The following is a 17,695-nucleotide window of genomic DNA, read 5'->3' as shown; positions in this document are numbered from 1 at the left end:
ATGTGCCGCCCTGGACCACCGGCGGCACGGGTGGTTCAATTCAAAGCCCGACTGCCATCCGTGTTTCGTCCAGCGTGTTGCTTTGCGGATCTCGCAGCACATAGCCACGGCCCCAGACGGTTTCGATATAGTTCTCTCCGCCGGTCGCATTGCTGAGCTTTTTGCGTAGTTTGCAGATGAACACATCGATGATTTTCAGTTCAGGTTCATCCATGCCGCCATACAGGTGGTTCAGAAACATTTCCTTGGTCAAAGTCGTCCCCTTGCGCAGGCTGAGCAGCTCGAGCATCTGGTATTCCTTGCCGGTCAAATGAACCGTTTTGCCATCCACTTCCACGGTTTTTGCATCAAGGTTCACAGCAATTCGCCCTGTATGAATGATCGATTGCGAATGCCCTTTGGAACGGCGGATGATGGCGTGGATGCGTGCCACCAGTTCTTCGCGATGGAAGGGCTTGGTCAGATAATCATCGGCGCCAAAGCCGAATCCCTTGATCTTGCTTTCGGTATCATCGGCACCGGACAAAATCAGAATCGGCGTTTCCACCCTGGCGATCCGCAACTGGCGCAGAACCTCATGCCCGTTCATGTCCGGCAGGTTCAGATCCAGCAAGATCAGGTCGTAGTCATAGAGTTTCGCCAGATCGATTCCTTCTTCGCCAAGATCCGTCGCATAGACGTTCAGGTTCGCATGCGTCAGCATCAGTTCGATGCTTTTAGACGTGGTCGGATCATCCTCGACAAGAAGTATGCGCATTTTTCACTGCTCCAATTCGGGTCAATAATTCCAATTAAATTTAAACCTGACCAAGAATGGTTAATCTGACGTTACCGTTGAATTATTTATTCACGCTCTCCTTTAGGTTGTCGATACTTTTTTAGCGCCGTCGCCTTCAACGCCTCGGCGCCGTGTTCCGCGACCAAAGAAACCCAACCGTTGAATTCTTCGTCGCTCAGGCCATATTTCTTTTTTGCGTCAGACAGGCTGATCAGCCCGTAAAGCACGCCACGCACGACAAGAATCTTGCGTGACGCCACCCATCGCCTTGTGTTCGCCGGCGGCAAATCCGCATGCGTCAAAATGGATCCATCCGGCAGAGCAACAGACCTTGGCCCTTCAACTTTGTGCAAATACATCGCTTTACCCTTCTTGCTGCACCAAAGCTGCCCTCAGCCTACTTAAAGTCGCGTGAAACCGCCCCTTGAGAGTGTGTAGAATTTTCCTATATTCTGCCGGTCTTTCTTAACCCGGACTGGAATCTGCAATGGCCCTCGATACCGAGACCCCGCTGAACTCGCTTGGCTTTGCCAAACCACCTTCGGAAACGCGGGTCGTTGTGGCGATGTCGGGGGGCGTCGACAGTTCCGTTGTCGCGGCCTATCTGGCCGATCAGGGCTATGATGTGGTCGGTGTGACTTTGCAGCTATACGACCACGGCGCGGCATTGGCCAAGAAAGGTGCCTGTTGCGCTGGAATCGATATTCATGATGCGCGACGCGTGGCGGAAGAGCGGGGATTTCCGCATTACGTTCTGGATTACGAGAACATCTTCAAGGATGCCGTGATCGACGAGTTTGCCGACAGCTATCTGGCAGGCGCGACGCCGGTTCCCTGCATCCGCTGCAACGAGCGCGTGAAATTCAAGGACCTTCTGGAAACCGCCAAGGATCTCGAAGCAGACTGCATGGCCACCGGCCATTATATTCAGCGCAAGATGGGCGCTAACGGACCGGAACTGCACAGCGCCGAAGACGCCAATCGCGATCAGTCCTATTTCCTGTTCTCGACAACGCCAGAGCAATTGAATTTTCTGCGCTTCCCGCTGGGCCACCTGCCGTCAAAAGACGCAACCCGTGAGATGGCGGCGCAGTATGGGCTGTCGGTGGCGGACAAGCCCGACAGCCAGGATATCTGCTTCGTGCCCGACGGCAACTATGCCAGCGTCATCGAAAAACTGCGCCCCGGAGCCGCGGAACCCGGCGAGATCGTTCACGCCGATGGCCGCGTACTGGCGCAGCACAACGGCGTGATCCACTATACGATCGGGCAACGTCGCGGTCTTGGCATCGGCGGCCTTAGCGAGCCGCTTTACGTCGTCAAACTGGACGTCGACAAAAAGCAGGTCGTTGTCGGCCCGAAAGAGATGCTGGCAACGCGCGTCGTTCCGGTGCGCGAGATCAACTGGCTGGGCGATGAACCCTTCTCGTCACGCGATGAATGGCATCTGTCCGTCAAAGTCCGCTCGACCCGCCCGCCACGCGAGGCAATCATTCGGCCGCTGTCGGACACCACGGCCGAGGTCGAACTGCTGACCCCCGAGGAAGGCATCTCGCCCGGGCAGGCCTGCGTATTTTACGCAAACGAAGGCAGCCGCGTGTTCGGCGGCGGCTGGATCTGGCGTGGGTATTAGGCTGAAACCGGCTCGACCTCGGGTTCGATCTGAATCTGCAATGCATCGTTGAACCGATTGAACGCACCGCACAAGGCGATGCGCCAGGTCAGCTCAACGATCTGGGCATCGGTGAACCATTCCCTCAGATCCGCCACTTCGGCATCCTTCATACGGCCCGACCGGATCGTCACGGCTTCGGCATAGCGCACGACCGCCTTGTCACAGGCATCCAGTTCCGGATGATCCTCGACGTCCGGCAGACGCGCCGCCCCTTCGAGGCTCAGCCCCGCCACGGTCAGCAGCGGTGTGTGATGCGAGACGCAATAATCGCAGGCATTCAGTTTTGAAACCGTCACCATCGCCAGCTCCAACGCACGGCGCGGCAAGTTCTCTTGCTCTCGCAGGGTTGTCAGCATTCCCGTGACATGGTTCAGAACCGGAGGGCAATACGCAGCGACGCGGGCCCAGTTGTCAAATGGTCCATAGGCGCCCAATGCAGCGTGGGACGCGCGCGCGTCGGCGGTCATTTCCTGATCCGACAAAGGGGGGATGCGGGTCATGTCGAAAGCTCCTTTTCTGGGTCACGATACCTTGGACCTGCGCCCCAGCAACAGACCTTGCAGGTCACATATGCGATACGAAGCGCTCTCTTTGCCGGGTCACAAAATATCGGTGGGAGAATTGAAGAGAATATAAAGCCCGACGCAGACCATGATATATGGCGCAATCCGATCCAGCCGGGCAACGCGCGGGCCAAGGCTTTTGGCGTGGGGTGCCCCCCATGCCGCAACAACAACCAGCAAGGCGGCCGCGCTGGCGGCACCGATCAACGCCACGACCCGATAGGACGGCGCCGAATCCGCAAGCAGAGGGGTCATTACCGCAAAACTGTCTATCGAGAGGCTCAGGAAAAGCGTCACCACCGAAGTCACCGCCCCTTTTGACTCCGCACCTTCGGTGTCCGCGTCGCGAAACTGATGCCAGATTCCGCGCAAGCCAAACACCAGCGGGACAAGGCCAAGATAGCCGATCCAAAACGGAAGGCCGCTCTGGTTCAGGCCCACGGCCACGGTCATGGCCAGGGAAAGTACGATCGTCTGAGCGACGGCAAAGCCCACGATCGCACGGCGCTGTTCCATCACCAGAATCAAGCCCAACAAGACAGCCAGATTGTCCAGATTGGTAGAGATCATCGCGATCCCCGCAGAGACTGCAAACAGCGCGTGATCAAGCATTGCTTGGCTGCATTCTGTTCAAAACCGCCCGCGCCGCGCGCAAGCCGGGTGCTTCGCCCCCACGCCCCAACCTGTCCATGGTCAGGTTCATGGCATGCTGTTGCGCATCGGGTGCGTCGGCTACCTTTCGCAAGGCTTCGGCGATTTTTTGAGGCTGACAATCATCCAGCAGGCATTCCGGCACGGCGCGTGTTTCCGAAACCAGATTGACCAGTGTAACGGTGTCCAGCTTGACCATCCGTTCCGCCATTTTCTGCGTTAGCCAGTTGAGTTTGTATGCAATTACCATCGGCGTATTCTGCGCCGCAAGTTCCAGCGAAACCGTTCCCGAAGCAGCAAGGGCAAGATCTGCGGCGCCAAAGGCTGCTCGTTTGTCGGCCATGGCTTGCTCTGCCCCCACCTGGCGCGGGTCCAGCACCACGGGCGCGCCTGGCCATTCTGGTACCAGGTCATTTATCAGATTGGTTGTCGCACCTACGGTCGGGATCACCACGCGGTAATTCGGGTGGTCATCGAAAAACAACCGCAACGCGCCGCCGAAAGACTCTGCCAGACGTTCGATCTCACCCCGCCGAGACCCGGGCAAGGCCAGCAGGATCGGCGCATTGCCCAGATCAAAGCGGTGGCGAAAGGCGGCGATCTCGTCAGGTGTTGTAATCGGTTCGCCAACCACTGGATGGCCGACAAAGTCGCATTCCATCCCTGCCCGCTCCATATACGGAGGTTCAAAAGGAAGAAGCGCCAGCACATGATCGATGACCTTTGCCATCTTGTCTGCACGCCCGGGGCGCCAGGCCCAGACACTGGGCGCGACATAATGCACGGTTCGGATTTTGCTGTTGGCTTTGACCATCTTGGCGACGCGCAAGCTGAAATCAGGGCTGTCTATGGTGATCAATACATCCGGTTTCGTGTCCAGCACCGCCTGTGCTGTCTCGGAAATCCGCCGTTTCAGGTGGAAAAACTTCGGCAGAACTTCAACAAGCCCCATGACCGAAAGCTCGGACATGGGAAACCGGCTGCTCAGGCCCTGCGCTTGCATCAACGGGCCACCGACCCCGTCGAATTCAACATCAGGCACCAGGGTTTTCAACCCCTCCATTAGCGCGCCGCCCAACCGGTCGCCCGAAGGTTCACCGGCGACCAGAAAGACACGCATCAGACCGCCCGCTCGCGGATATAGAGAAACAGACCCAGACGGTTGCATTCAGCGATGGCACGCTCTTTTTCCAGAACCAGTACACCGCCTTTTTCCAAAACGATCCCGGACAAACCTGCCGCAACCGTGTCGGTAACAGTTTCCGGCCCGATGGCGGGCAAATCGGCGCGCCGATCCTGATCGGGTTTGGGACCTTTGAACAGAATGCCGCCGCCAGCGTCGGGGCGTTGGGTCAGGGATTGCAGCATCCACGCGGTGCCGAACACCCCCTCGATGGCCAGCGCCTGCCCTTTGGACACGGCACAAGCCTGCCCCGTATCCGCCGCCCCCATTGCCCGAAGAATCCCGGCGGCGCGGTCAGCGTCGGCCATGTCGGCGTCCGAGGGCTGGGCTTCGGTCAGACATCCCACAGGCGGCAACAAACCGGGCGCGATCTCATGCGCGGCCCTGAGGGTGAGGCCGGCCCCTTCAAGAATTCCGATCACGGCGCGCAAAGCGCCGTCATCCCCGGACAGGATGGCCTTTTGGATGATCGGAACCAATGGCAGCGTCGCGGCGTCGATGCGCGAGGAGTCAATTGGCGGGCGCCGAACAGCGCCAGCCAGACAGATATCGGTCACGCCCCGCGCCTTCAGGTCAGCGATGAAACTGCCCAGCTGTTCCAGAGGAAACACGACATCCGCGCTCAGGGTGTCCGGCAGAAACCCCTCCATCGCGCAGATCAAAGGACGTTCTGTCAACTGCGCAACAACTTCGGTCGGCAGCGCCCCGGTTCCCGCAATCAACGCAAGCATGACCCTATTTCCTCGGGGTCAGGAAGGATCGGTCACTGTGGCCGGTGACGAAATCCACGATCTGCTGCACATAGTCGCTTTCGTTGCCTTCACCGATCCGGCTGGCGCGATCCATAAAGGTGCCTTCGCCGTCGGACAATTCCTTGAAGGCCGCGCGCAGCGCCGAGATATCTTCCCGCGATACACCCTTGCGCTTGAGACCGACGAGGTTTAGGCCATCCAGCTCACCCCTCGACGCCTGTACCAGACCGTAAGGAATAACATCTTTCGGCACCATGGTCAGCGCGCCAATAATGGCCCCGCGTCCAACGCGCACCCATTGATGCAACCCCGAAATGCCACCGACGATCACGTCGTCTTCAACGATACAATGCCCGGCGGCGCCGGCATGGTTCACCATGATCACACGGCTGCCGATCTGAACGTCATGGGCCACGTGAACACCCGCCATCAACAGACAGTCGTCACCGATCCGCGTGACCCCTCCGCCACCTTCCGTCCCGATATTGATTGTCACATGCTCGCGGATCCGGTTGCGTTTGCCAATCTCAAGCCGGGTGTTTTCGCCGCTGAATTTCAGATCCTGAGGGATCTCACCAATCACCGAGAAATTGAACACAACGGTATCGTCGCCGATCGAGGTGTCGCCCGTCACGACCACATGCGATTTCAACTCGACCCGATCGCCCAGTTTCACCTGTGGGCCCACGTGGCAGAAGGGACCGATGATACAATCCTGTCCAATCTGCGCACCATCTTCAATAATTGCGCTGGGATGGACTCCGTTCATGTTGTTTTTTCCATATCCCAGTCGACATAGGCCGAGAATTCCGCCTCGGCGGCGACTTCGCCTTCGACAGTTGCACGGCCGCTGAATTTGAACAGCTTTCCGCCTTTTTTCCCACGTACGGTTTCCACATGCATTTCCAGCACATCACCGGGCACAACCTTGCGGCGGAATTTGCATTTGTCGATGCTCATGAAGTAAATCAACAGTTCGGTGTCGATGACGTCCATTCCCACACCCAGCATCACACCGGCGGTCTGCGCCATTGCCTCGACAATCGTGACACCCGGCATGATCGGCGTACCGGGGAAATGCCCCTGAAAATGCGGTTCGTTCATGGTGACATTCTTGATTCCGCGCGCCGACTGATAGCCCGAGATATCTACCACCTTATCGACCAGCAAAAACGGATAGCGGTGCGGCAGGATCCTCTGGATCAGCTGAATGTCTGCGCTTTTGGTTTCAGTGCTCATGATGCAGATATCCCGTTTTGGATGTTTCTTTTTTTGCGTGGTTAGCAATACAGCACTGCAAGGGCAAGCGAACCTATTCGCCTTGACCCTGTTGCAAATCGCTTCCGTCACCTATCGCAGCGTTTATTCGGATGATTGCGGCTTCGGTGATGTCGGACGTGCTGACGACGACATTGGACCGCTCGATCATCACGCTGGCCCCGATTTCGCGCAACAGATCGACAAGCACCGGGCGCACAATTTCGGAAAAGGTCTGCTGGGCTTCTTCGCTGCGACGGGCCAGAACATCCAGCTTTGCCCTTTGCCCCTCGCGATGGGACTGAACCTTGAGATCAAACGCCTCGGCCAGGGGGCGGAACTCGTCGGCCGACATGGTGGCGCGCTGCTCGGTGAGTTCCTTTTCTTCGCGGCTCAGTTCCGCGACAATCCGTTGGTTTTCTTCGGCCAGTAAGGCGCTTTCCTTTTCAATTTCGCGAAAAACGCGCTGTCCAAAGGCGGACTTGGCAAACAGCTCTTCACTGGACAGGGTGACAACACTGGCTTGTGGCACACCAAGCTGCTGTGCATTTGCCAAAGGCGCCGAGACCATCGTCACAAATGCACACAGGGCCCAAAGCGGGCCCCGTGTTCTGCCAAGCAATCTGTTCAGCATCGCGGATCAGAACCGGGCCTGGATCGTGAAGTCAAAGTTCTGCTCCTTGTCGAAAGATTCTTTCTTGAGAGGCTGCGAGAAGTTGAACTGCAACGGCCCGAATGGAGTTTCCCAGAGCACCGAAATCCCAATCACGTGCCGGATCGATCCGTTTGCACCGACAATAGTTGCACCTGCCGTATTGACGTTGTCGATGTTGTAGAGGTTGCCAACATCATAGAACAAGCCACCGCGTAGACCGAGTTCCTCGGGAAGACCCAGCGGGAAGTCGGTTTCGAAACGGGCAACCCAGTAGTAATTGCCCCCGATCGCGTCATCCTGACCGCTGGACAGGTCACGTGGTCCGATACCCGCAGGTTCGAAACCCCGGAAAGTATTGGGGCCCAGCACAAACCGGTCAACAGTACGGCTGAAATCGTTTCCCCGCCAATGCAGAGCGCCCAGTTCCATCGTTGCCCGAAGCACCACCTCTTCGTTCCAAACCCGGGTTTGCGCGATACCACGCGCCGTGGTCTTGAAGTATTTGTTGTCCCCACCAAGCCCAGCAGCATCAACGCCAACCTCGAACAGAACGCCGGTATTGGGGTCCAGACCGCCTAGACGGCTGTCATAAATGTAGGACAGTCCCAATGAACTGGACGTCCGTTTGCCCTGCGCAATTTCAGAAGAAATCACCGCACCGTTAACTTCGTTGTCCTGCTGCGTCATCTCGCTGCGGTCCCAGCCATAGCGAACCCGCAGAGCCGACAATTCACCAATCGCGTAGGTCAGCTGCGGTGCAAAGAAAAGACTGCTTGTGTCGTAGCTTGCAAACCCGGAATTGGTAGCCGACAGCCCCAGACCAAGATCAAAGCGCAGCTTGCGACCCAGCAGATAGGGCTCTGTAAAGCTGAGCGTATATTGTTCCGAGTCCTGCGCGGTGGAGATCGAGACACCAAGGTTCTGGCCACGGCCCAGGAAGTTGGATTCGTTCAGACCAATTGCAATCCCGAAACCGTCCGTAACCGAGTAGCTGCCTCCGAGGCTCAACGAGCCGGTGGGTTGTTCTTCAACGTCTACATCCAGAATGACCTGGCTTGGCGACGATCCCTCGCGTGGTTCGACTTCGGCAACAGCAAAGAAGCCCAAGGCATTGATACGCTCCGCAGCCTGACGGATTTCGCGTGGGTTGAACGGGTCACCTTCGACAGTGTCAAACTGCCGCCGGATCACTCGGTCCAGGGTGGTTGTGTTGCCTTCAATATCGATCCGCTCGACAAAGATCCGAGGACCTTTTGTCAGAACAAATTCGACATCCAAAGTCAGATCGCGGTCATTGCGCGTAACACGTGGTTCCACCCGAAGGAAATCCACGCCTTGCTTCAGGCCCAGTCGCTCCTGTCTTGTAATCGAGTTTTCAACAAGCGTCGGCGTATATGTCACGCCGGGTTTGATCTTCAGCGCGTCCTGATAAGGTGCCGGATCGACGCCCGGAATCTCACTGACGGTCGTGATTTTACCGAACGAGAATTTTTGGCCCTCGGTTACATTCATCACCAGGAAAAACGCATCCCTTTCACGGGTAAACTCGACGTTGGCGCTGTTCACACGGAAGTCGACATAGCCTCGTGAAAGGTAGAAATCCCGAATGACTTGCTTGTCGAACTCGATACGATCGCCGATGAACGTGTCGTTCCGGAAGAACGTCCGCAGGAAGGTTGCCTGCTTGGTTTCCAGAACGCGGCGCAAACGACGGTCCGAAAAGGCACGGTTGCCAACAAAACTGACACGTTCCACTTCAATGGTCGTGCCTTCTGCCACTTCAAAAACCAGATCGACTCGGTTGTCGCTACGGCGGATAATCCGAGGGATTACGGTCGCGGCAACTCGGCCTTGGGCTGAATACACTTCAGCAATCATGTCGGCGTCAGACTCGGCCAACTGCGGGGTAAAGACGCGGCGCGGCTGAGATTCGATAACGTCCAACAACACGTCGTCTTTGACACGGGCGTTACCCTCGATGCTGATCTGATTGATCGTCGGATATTCCTGAACCGTGATGACCAGCGTAGACCCCCGCGGCGTCAGCTCAACTGTTTCAAATACACCACTGTCAAGCAAACGCTGATAGGCATCATTGAGCTGGCCGGCAGTTACGGTCTGGCCAGGTTCGATTCCCGTTCGGGCGATGATCGTGCCGGTTTCAATCCGGCGATTGCCCTCAACGTCAAACGAATTGATCGTGAAATTTTGCGCCAGTGCTGCATGCGGAAAAGTCATTAAGCTTGCAGCAACAAAAAGGAAAAGAACCGCTAGCGCCTGCCACAAAATATTGTTTGTTGGCATTTGCTGCCCGCAGGATGTGCCCGCCCCTCGCCTGTCAGTCATTTTATGCTCTACCCAGAATTTAAGACTTTAATGCTGAGTAGCGGGATTGAATGAGCTTGTCAAAAGGCGAAATAGAAGCAGCCGCGAAGACTGCCATTCAAATTGACGACGTTAATTTCGGTAAGAATCACATGGCCGCCAGATAGGCGGCACCTGCCATAGCCAACGCCGTAACCGCAAAGCTCAGCAGAACGTCCCAATTCAGCACGAACAGGAAGCTAAAGCTCTGATACGATTTTTTCAGCGTTTTGGTCATGGCTTTTCCCTCAGACGCAAAAATCATAACGTCAGAATGAGGCAATATTGCGGCCCAATCTTGCGCCGCGCGCCACAATCAGCAGAACAGATCGTTGCTCACTGAAAACAGCATGAGGGTGAGAATTAAGGTGATCCCTACCCCCATGAGCACCCGCAAGGCCCCGTCACTGGGTGGTTTCCCTGCAATGGCTTCATAAGCGTAGAACACGAGATGCCCGCCATCCAATGCCGGGATCGGAAACAGGTTCAGCAATCCGACCGCCGTCGACAGAACCGCGATGAAGAAAATGAAGTTCTGCGCCCCCTGGCTGGCCATTGCCCCCGAGGTTTCGGCGATTCCGATCGGCCCCGAGATGTTGCAAGTGCTGATTGCCCCCGTCACCATGTGCCATATACCCGACAGCGACCCTTCGATAATGCGGCCCGTCTGTCTGACACCACCGGTCAGTGAATCCAGAATACCAGCCGGTTCAGTTGCCGGCTCCAGCATCATGCCCCCGATGATCCCAATCCGCCAATGGGTGACGAAACCGCCATCCGGCTGAGGTTCATCCGTGCGTCGCGGGGCCAATGCGAATTCCAGCTCGGACCCATCCCGCCAGACGTCCAACAGAAGAACCCGGCCATCGGACCCTTCGACAAAATCCTTCAGCTGCTCGAAGGCAAAGATCGGCTCCCCGTTCACCGCCGTGATGACATCGCCTTGTTTCAGCTGAATATCCATCGCCGCGCTGCGTGGGGCCACTTGGCGGATCAGGGGTGGAAACATCCATGGTGCTTGTACATCCAGCGTTTCACCGTCCCGGATCACCGTGTAATCCAGAACCGGTTCCACAGGCAGCGCCTCAATAAAGTCCTGCCAGGCCCCCTCTTCATCATAGTCAGGTGTCGGAACACCGGCGATGGCCGTGATCACATCACCTTCTCTCAGCTCCTGCACAGTGCCCGGCAAGGGTTGCAACGATCCGACTGTCAGCGGCTCTTTCGATACGCCTTGTGACCAGAAAATCAGGCCAAACACCAGAATGGACATGACGAAGTTGAAGACAGGTCCGGCCGCGACCGTTGCGGCCCGTGCCCACAAAGGGGCACCGTGCATGGTGCGGCGCAGCTCTTCCGGGCTTTGGGTAGCGATGCCTTCCATCGCCTTTTCATCCTTGCCCGATGCTGCATTGGCATCGCCCAGGAACTTCACATACCCCCCAAAAGGCAGCAACGCGATCTGCCATCTGGTCCCCCGTTTGTCGACACGGCTCCAGAGAACCGGGCCAAACCCGATCGAGAACACTTCGGCATGGATACCGGACCAACGCCCCACAATGTAGTGGCCGTATTCGTGCACCGCGACGATGACCGACAATGCGATGACAAACGCGACAATCGTCCAGAGAAGATTGCCAAATTGCGGGATTAGGGAAAGTACGTCCAAAATTCTATCCTGCTCGTTCCACCACAGCGTCATCGACCCACTGACGTGCCAGATGGTCTGTTTGCTGTACGTTATCAAGGGTCATCGGGGCATCAATAAGGCTGTCTGACGCGTCGAACCTGTCGAGAACCGCGGCGACGGCATCAGCCATATCCAGAAATCCGGTCCGGCGTGCGATGAAATGATCCAGCGCACGTTCCTTCGCGGCGTTGAAAACAGCGCCCGCCAGGCCGCCACGCGCCATCACGTCCCGGGCCAGTTTCAATGCGGGATAACGTGCCAGATCCGGCGCGTTGAAACGCAACTGCCCCAGCTTGGCCAAATCAAGGCGCTGTATCGGCAATTCCCGTCTTTCGGGCCAATGCAGCGCGTAACCGATGGCGTGGCGCATATCGGGTGCCCCCATATGGGCCATCATCGCACCATCACGATAGCCAACCAGGGCGTGTACTATGGATTCCGGATGCACCAGCACTTCGATCTGATCCGGTTCAACACCGAAATATTCTTTTGTTTCGATGACTTCCAACGCTTTGTTGAACATCGATGCGCTGTCGATGGTGATACGCTGCCCCATATCCCAATTCGGATGGCTGGAGGCTTGTTCAACAGTCGCGTTCACCAGTTCTCTCAGGGGCCAATCTCGGAACGCCCCGCCGCTGGCGGTGATGATCACGCGCTCGACGGTTTCGACGTCTTCACCGACCAAAGCCTGAAACACCGCCGAATGCTCGCTGTCGACCGGCAGCAATCGCGCACCATGCTGTTTGGCCGTTTCCAGAACCAATGATCCTGCGCAGACCAATGTCTCTTTGTTTGCCAGCGCCAGGGTCGCCCCCTGTTTCAACGCCTCGATGCCCGGCGCCAACCCGGCCGAGCCGACAATGGCCGACATGATCCAATCCGCCGGACGTGCCGCAGCCTCGACGATCGCACGCCGGCCCGCAGCCGCCTCGACGTCACTGCCGGCCAAAGCGGAACGCAGGTCATCAAGCCGGTTTTCATGAGCGGTGACGGCAATATCGGCACCGAGCCGACGCGCGTCATCCGCAAGCCTTTGAATATTGGCACCACCGGTCAAGGCCACGACATCATACTCGGACGGTGCGCGCGAAATCAGATCAATCGTGTTCTGCCCGATCGACCCGGTGGCTCCAAAAACAGATACCTTTCGCATTACATTTCACCCGGCGAATAGATCAGCCCTGCGATCAGAACAAACAGCGCAGCACCCATCATGCCATCAAACCGATCCAGAAAGCCGCCATGGCCCGGTATCAGGTTCGAACTGTCTTTGACACCGAACTTGCGCTTGACCGCGCTTTCGACAATATCACCGGCCTGACTTGCCATTGAAGCCAAGACGGAAACAACGACAAAAGCGAATCCAAAGCCGGCCAGGCTTGCAAAAACCGCGCCGACACATGCCGCGGCGGCCCACCCGCCGGCGGTTCCCGACCACGTCTTCTTCGGGCTGACCTTGGGCCAGAATTTCGGGCCACCAACCGCCTTGCCCACGAAATAGCCCGCGACGTCCGTGGCAACCACGACAGCAATCAGCCAAACCATCCAGCCAAAACCGGAATTTTCGCGGATCGAAATGAAACCCAGCCCGGCCCCGACGATCCAGACCACGAACATCCCGAACAGAACCTTCGAACGACTGATCTGCCCCACTCCCACAAGCGCAGGCGCAAGCACGACCGGCAAAGTGTAAATCGGCGGCAGATGATAGCTGAGAACCACGGTGATGCTTGTCAGAATCCCCAATTGAACGGCCACGCCGCGGGCTTGCGGGTCGATCATTCGAACCAATTCCCACGTCATCAGACCACAGGCTGCGGCAATGAAGGTTTCGAACCACCACCCGCCAAGCCAGACTTCGATTGATCCGATCACGACCAGAACTGCAGCAGAAAGAACCCGTGTTGTCAGGTCAGACCATCGGCCGTCTCTCATGCCAGAACCGCTCCGAACCGCCGATCTCTGGTGCCGTAATTCTGGCACAGACGGGCCAGTTCAGCAGCAGTGAAGTCCGGCCAGAGGGTGTCGATGAATTCATATTCCGAGTAAGCCGATTGCCAAAGAAGAAAGTTTGAAATTCGCGCTTCACCGCTGGTTCGAATAACAAGGTCGGGATCAGGAAGAACTCGCGTATCCAGATACTTAGGAAGAGTTTCTTCATCCACCTCTTCGGGTTTCAACCGCCCTTCAGCCACATCCCGCGCCAGACGCTTGGTGGCGCGTGCGACTTCGTCGCGCCCACCATAATTCAGCGCGACGGTCAAATGAACCAGATCGTTGTTCTTGGTTTCTTCTTCCAGCGAGTCCATCAACTCGATCAACTTGGAATCCAGCCGGACCCGATCTCCGATGAACCGAACGCGGATGCCATTATCCGCAAGTGTCCGGGTTTCCTTGATGATATAGCGGCGGAACAGGTTCATCAGGCCGGCCACCTCGACCTGGGTCCGCTTCCAGTTTTCGGTCGAAAAAGCGAACACTGTCAGGTACTTGATCCCCAAACCTGGGCAGGCCTCGACAACCTCGCGCACGCGCCGCGCACCGGCATGGTGGCCGAACAGCCGGGGACGGCCGCGCGCCTGCGCCCAACGACCATTGCCATCCATGATGATGGCCACATGGCGCGGGCCGGACTCCAGCTCGGTTTGCGGGTCTTTTGGCATCAGTTCGGCTCAGACCTGCATGATTTCGGCTTGCTTGGTTTCGAGCGCAGCATCTACGGCCTTGATCATCTCATCCGTCATGTCCTGAACTTCACTTTCCCAAAGCTTCTGGTCATCTTCCGACATGCCGTCCGCCTTGGCCTTCTTGATCTGATCCATGCCATCGCGACGCACGTTCCGGATCGCAATGCGCGCGTTTTCTGCGTAGTGACCGGCGACCTTGCTCAACTCGCGGCGACGTTCTTCGTTCAACTCGGGTATCGGCAGCATTATGATGGTGCCGTTCAATTGCGGATTGATCCCAAGGCCGCTTTCGCGGATGGCCTTTTCCACCTTACCCACCAGTGACTTGTCCCAGACGTTTACAGTGACCATTCGCGGTTCGGGCACGTTCACGGTGCCCACCTGGTTGATCGGTGTCATCGAACCGTAAGCGTCAACCATGACAGGTTCCAGCATCGAGGCCGAAGCACGCCCCGTTCGCAATGATGCAAATTCGGTTTTCAGATTGGCCATTGCGCCATCCATGCGGCGCTGCAGATCATCGGTGTCCAGTTCGAAGTCGTCAGACATTCTGCTCACTCCCCGTCTTCAGGTAATCTTTGGATGGGTCTTACGCCATCGCAATTGGGATGTATAGCAATCATGATCGGGAATTGTATCAATGGCCAGAGGTGTTGCGACCAATTTGGGCAAACATCTTTTCCGGAACCTGGCCGAGTTTCTTCGGCCAGGTTGAGTTCATGGGTCAGCCTCAGGCGTTCACGTCCACCACGACGCGCCCCTTGACCTGACCTTTCAGAATGTCGGCGCCCAGTTGCGGCAGATCGGACAGACCGGCCGGTTGAACCATCGCCTCAAGCTTATCCATCGGCAGATCCGTGGCGATCCGTTTCCACGCGCGCACCCTGTTGTCATAGGGCTGCATCACGCTGTCGATGCCCAAAAGGTTCACGCCGCGCAGCAGGAACGGAATCACCGTCGCAGGCAAAGCAGCGCCCCCTGCCAAACCTACCGCAGCAACTGAACATCCGTATTTCATCTGGCCCAGAACACGTGCCAGCATGGCGCCGCCCACAGCATCAACGCAGCCCGCCCATGTTTCGCTCTCAAGGGGGCGTTTTGTGGTCTCGTTCAGGTCGTCGCGCGGCACAATGGTCGTCGCACCAAGTGATTTCAGATAGTCACCGGTTTCGGGCCGTCCGGTGACCGCGGCGACCTCATAGCCCAAATTGCCAAGAATGGCCGTGGCCACCGACCCGACACCGCCCGCGGCACCGGTTACCAATACCGGTCCACGATCCGGGGTCAGCCCATGATCCTCCAGCGCCATGACCGCCAGCATCGCAGTAAACCCGGCAGTGCCCACAGCCATTGCCTGACGCGTTGTCAGCCCATCGGGCAACGGCACCAGCCAATCGGCCCGCGCGTTGGCTTTTTGCGAATAGCCGCCCCAGTGTGCCTCACCAACGCGCCATCCGGTCAGAACAACCTTGTCACCGGGTTTGTAGCGGTCATCCGATGAGGCCTCGACCGTGCCGGCGTAGTCAATGCCCGGGACATGCGGATAGGCCCGCACCAGCCCGCCCCCTTTCGGAGACAGGCACAGGCCATCCTTGTAGTTCACCGTGGAATATTCGACCGCAACCGTGACATCACCATGCGGCAGATTATCCACCGACAATTGTTTGATCGAGCCGGTGGCAAGTCCGCTCTCTTCATCCTTGTCCATCACAAGTGCATTGAACATCTGTCATTCCTTTCGTGTTCAGTGACCAGCCCATGTCGTCAGCTGGTTCAAAATATCCCGAGGTCGACGCGGCAGCGTCCTTGATTCTGCTAGATCCAGAAATGCGATTGCACGGTCGCGCGGCGCATCCCAGCCGGTGTTTCCACTTCCAGTTCCGTCCCGGCATCCCAATGGCTCAGGCGCACCATACCGATCGCCACATTGGTTTCAAAATCCGGAGACCAAGCCGCCGATGTCACCTGCCCCACGCGCTTGCCGCTTGCAAACAGGTCCCAGGGATGATCGCAACCCGGTACCGGATCACCGGCGATGGCGATTGGCCGGATTTGCTGCACCGCCCCTTCCTTGGCGACACGCAACAGGGCATCCCGACCGATACAGCCAATCGCGGTATGCGTGTTGCAGAACTTTCCCAGACCGCATTCATGCGGGGTATTGTCGTCGGTCATGTCGTTCCCATAGGACAACAACCCGCCCTCAATGCGTTCGATCAGGTTCGGGCAGCCCGCGCGCACGTGCAGGTCTTCGCCGGCGGCAAACAGGGCGTTCCACAAAGGCATGCCGATATCGCCACCTTCCACGTATATCTCGAAACCACCCTGTTTCGAATAACCGGATCGCGCGACGGCCAGATCGCGCCCCTCGAACTCGAACATGTCGAATTTGAAGAAACGGATGTCGCGCACTCGGTCCCCGAAGACACGGGCCATCAGCTCGTCCGCCTTCGGGCCCTGAACGGCAAGCGGCGACACGTCCGGTTCATCCACCAGCACATCCAGACGGTACCCAACGGCGATACCCTTGACCCACAGCAACAGATCACTGTCGGCAATCGAGATCCACCATCGGTCTTCGGACAACTTCACCGCCACCGGGTCGTTCAGCATGCCGCCGGTTTCGTCAACGATCGGCACATAGAAACATTGCCCCGGCAGCATACCGCGCAGATCGCGCGGGGTCAGCATCTGCATGAGACGCGCAGCATCAGGGCCACGCAATTCAACCTGCCGCTCGCACGACACATCCCAGACCTGAACATGGGTCTTCAGATGCCGGTAATCGGCTTCAACACTTTCAAATACCGTCGGCAACAACATGCGGTTGTAAACCGTATAGCCCTTGACCCCGGCAGCTTCGACTCCTTCAGAGAACGGAGTGCGCCGCAAGCGGCGTGAGGCGGAAATCTGCGGCATTCATACCTCCTGCGGCATAAAGACGATATCACTGACAGGCGCTTCCGAGCCCGTCTCGGTTAGCATTTTGTGCACTTGTCCCCTGTGATGGGTCTGATGATTGAAGAAATGGATCACGCACAGCGCGTAAGGCATTGTGACATCGGCCTCTTTTGCGGCGGAATACCACGTGAACGATCCGGTCAGCGGATCATCCCCCAGCCCTTCTGCCCAGTGCAGGATACGCGTGTCGATCTTTTCGCGTAACGCCAACCAGCTTTGCAGGTCCGGGCACAGGTATACGCTTTCATGGATACCCCCGCCCGCCTTGTGAATATTGCCATCTGGCCCGTCGCGCTTTTCGAAACGCGACATCCACATCCAGTCGCCCCACAGCAGATGGTTCACCGTGCCCATGATCGAGCCAAAGAACGCCCCGCGTTCAAGGGTCAGCTCCTTCGGTGTCAGAGATTGCAAAAACTCTGCCAACTGTTTGTTCTGCCAGTGATTGTAACGCGCCATTTCCTGCGCATACCTAC

20 protein-coding genes are annotated in these 17,695 nt (G+C 57.5%); 1 reads left to right on the top strand and 19 read right to left on the bottom strand.

Translation table 11 applies throughout. The features are described from left to right. Positions 1–40 precede the first annotated feature (40 nt). Together ctrA and GS620_RS02785 are read right to left on the bottom strand one after the other, a co-directional pair. Entirely contained in the window at positions 41–757 is a 717-nt protein-coding gene (gene ctrA, locus GS620_RS02790) for a response regulator transcription factor CtrA (protein ID WP_152457936.1), read from the bottom strand. A gap of 86 nt (positions 758–843) precedes the next feature. Further along, positions 844–1,137, bottom strand: a complete 294-nt coding sequence (locus GS620_RS02785) for a DUF1153 domain-containing protein (RefSeq protein ID WP_171168228.1) — start codon at positions 1,135–1,137, stop codon at positions 844–846. 128 nt (positions 1,138–1,265) lie between these two features. Between GS620_RS02785 and mnmA the strand changes: the two genes are divergently transcribed. Next, positions 1,266–2,411: a tRNA 2-thiouridine(34) synthase MnmA gene (mnmA, locus tag GS620_RS02780; protein ID WP_152457934.1), complete on the top strand. Its 1,146-nt coding sequence runs from the start codon at positions 1,266–1,268 to the stop codon at positions 2,409–2,411. Here mnmA and GS620_RS02775 read toward each other — a convergent pair. The 17 genes from GS620_RS02775 to GS620_RS02700 all read right to left on the bottom strand — a co-directional run bounded on the left by GS620_RS02775 (position 2,408) and on the right by GS620_RS02700 (position 17,678). After that, complete coding sequence (locus GS620_RS02775; RefSeq protein WP_171613960.1) at positions 2,408–2,953, bottom strand: carboxymuconolactone decarboxylase family protein; 546 nt, start codon at positions 2,951–2,953, stop codon at positions 2,408–2,410. The two genes, mnmA and GS620_RS02775, sit on opposite strands and share 4 nt — an antisense overlap. A gap of 99 nt (positions 2,954–3,052) precedes the next feature. Then, complete coding sequence (locus GS620_RS02770) at positions 3,053–3,628, bottom strand: hypothetical protein (protein ID WP_171613958.1); 576 nt, start codon at positions 3,626–3,628, stop codon at positions 3,053–3,055. After that, a complete protein-coding gene (lpxB, locus tag GS620_RS02765; protein WP_171613956.1) occupies positions 3,621–4,787 on the bottom strand; it encodes a lipid-A-disaccharide synthase in 1,167 nt (388 codons plus the stop codon). Before lpxB ends, GS620_RS02770 begins: the two co-directional genes overlap by 8 nt. Further along, a complete protein-coding gene (locus tag GS620_RS02760; RefSeq protein WP_171613954.1) occupies positions 4,787–5,581 on the bottom strand; it encodes an LpxI family protein in 795 nt (264 codons plus the stop codon). The genes lpxB and GS620_RS02760 overlap by 1 nt, the downstream gene beginning before the upstream one ends. Before the next feature lie 4 nt (positions 5,582–5,585). Next, on the bottom strand, positions 5,586–6,371 hold the full coding sequence (lpxA, locus tag GS620_RS02755) for an acyl-ACP--UDP-N-acetylglucosamine O-acyltransferase (RefSeq protein ID WP_171613952.1): 786 nt from the start codon (positions 6,369–6,371) through the stop codon (positions 5,586–5,588). After that, positions 6,368–6,841 (bottom strand): 3-hydroxyacyl-ACP dehydratase FabZ, encoded by a 474-nt coding sequence (gene fabZ, locus GS620_RS02750; protein ID WP_152457928.1) that lies wholly within the window; start codon positions 6,839–6,841, stop codon positions 6,368–6,370. Before fabZ ends, lpxA begins: the two co-directional genes overlap by 4 nt. Positions 6,842–6,914: 73 nt before the next feature. Further along, positions 6,915–7,493: an OmpH family outer membrane protein gene (locus tag GS620_RS02745; protein WP_171231667.1), complete on the bottom strand. Its 579-nt coding sequence runs from the start codon at positions 7,491–7,493 to the stop codon at positions 6,915–6,917. Between the two features lie 6 nt (positions 7,494–7,499). After that, on the bottom strand, positions 7,500–9,752 hold the full coding sequence (bamA, locus tag GS620_RS02740) for an outer membrane protein assembly factor BamA (RefSeq protein WP_371809767.1): 2,253 nt from the start codon (positions 9,750–9,752) through the stop codon (positions 7,500–7,502). Between the two features lie 235 nt (positions 9,753–9,987). Further along, the gene (locus GS620_RS22175; protein ID WP_256367495.1) at positions 9,988–10,116 is read right to left on the bottom strand and encodes a hypothetical protein; all 129 of its coding nucleotides are present in this window, start codon (positions 10,114–10,116) and stop codon (positions 9,988–9,990) included. A 78-nt stretch (positions 10,117–10,194) separates the two neighbouring features. Continuing rightward, positions 10,195–11,547 carry an RIP metalloprotease RseP gene (rseP, locus tag GS620_RS02735; RefSeq protein ID WP_171231669.1) on the bottom strand — a complete coding sequence of 451 codons (1,353 nt, stop codon included), beginning with the start codon at positions 11,545–11,547 and terminating at the stop codon, positions 10,195–10,197. Positions 11,548–11,551: 4 nt separating this feature from the next. Further along, positions 11,552–12,724 (bottom strand): 1-deoxy-D-xylulose-5-phosphate reductoisomerase, encoded by a 1,173-nt coding sequence (dxr, locus tag GS620_RS02730; RefSeq protein WP_171613948.1) that lies wholly within the window; start codon positions 12,722–12,724, stop codon positions 11,552–11,554. Then, on the bottom strand, positions 12,724–13,506 hold the full coding sequence (locus GS620_RS02725) for a phosphatidate cytidylyltransferase (protein ID WP_152457923.1): 783 nt from the start codon (positions 13,504–13,506) through the stop codon (positions 12,724–12,726). The genes dxr and GS620_RS02725 overlap by 1 nt, the downstream gene beginning before the upstream one ends. Beyond that, the gene (locus GS620_RS02720; protein WP_171116012.1) at positions 13,503–14,234 is read right to left on the bottom strand and encodes an isoprenyl transferase; all 732 of its coding nucleotides are present in this window, start codon (positions 14,232–14,234) and stop codon (positions 13,503–13,505) included. Before GS620_RS02720 ends, GS620_RS02725 begins: the two co-directional genes overlap by 4 nt. A gap of 9 nt (positions 14,235–14,243) precedes the next feature. After that, positions 14,244–14,807: a ribosome recycling factor gene (gene frr, locus GS620_RS02715; protein WP_171116013.1), complete on the bottom strand. Its 564-nt coding sequence runs from the start codon at positions 14,805–14,807 to the stop codon at positions 14,244–14,246. A 181-nt stretch (positions 14,808–14,988) separates the two neighbouring features. Next, complete coding sequence (gene acuI, locus GS620_RS02710) at positions 14,989–15,984, bottom strand: acryloyl-CoA reductase (protein WP_171613946.1); 996 nt, start codon at positions 15,982–15,984, stop codon at positions 14,989–14,991. A gap of 89 nt (positions 15,985–16,073) precedes the next feature. After that, positions 16,074–17,177, bottom strand: a complete 1,104-nt coding sequence (locus GS620_RS02705; protein WP_171613944.1) for a dimethylsulfoniopropionate demethylase — start codon at positions 17,175–17,177, stop codon at positions 16,074–16,076. After that, complete coding sequence (locus GS620_RS02700) at positions 17,178–17,678, bottom strand: DinB family protein (protein WP_371809766.1); 501 nt, start codon at positions 17,676–17,678, stop codon at positions 17,178–17,180. Positions 17,679–17,695 lie beyond the last annotated feature (17 nt).

The sequence above is a fragment of the Ruegeria sp. HKCCD6428 genome (assembly GCF_013110595.1).
Taxonomy (GTDB): Bacteria; Pseudomonadota; Alphaproteobacteria; order Rhodobacterales; family Rhodobacteraceae; genus Ruegeria.
Note: the sequence above shows the minus strand (reverse complement) of the source record. Positions and strands in the feature narration are given on the sequence as shown.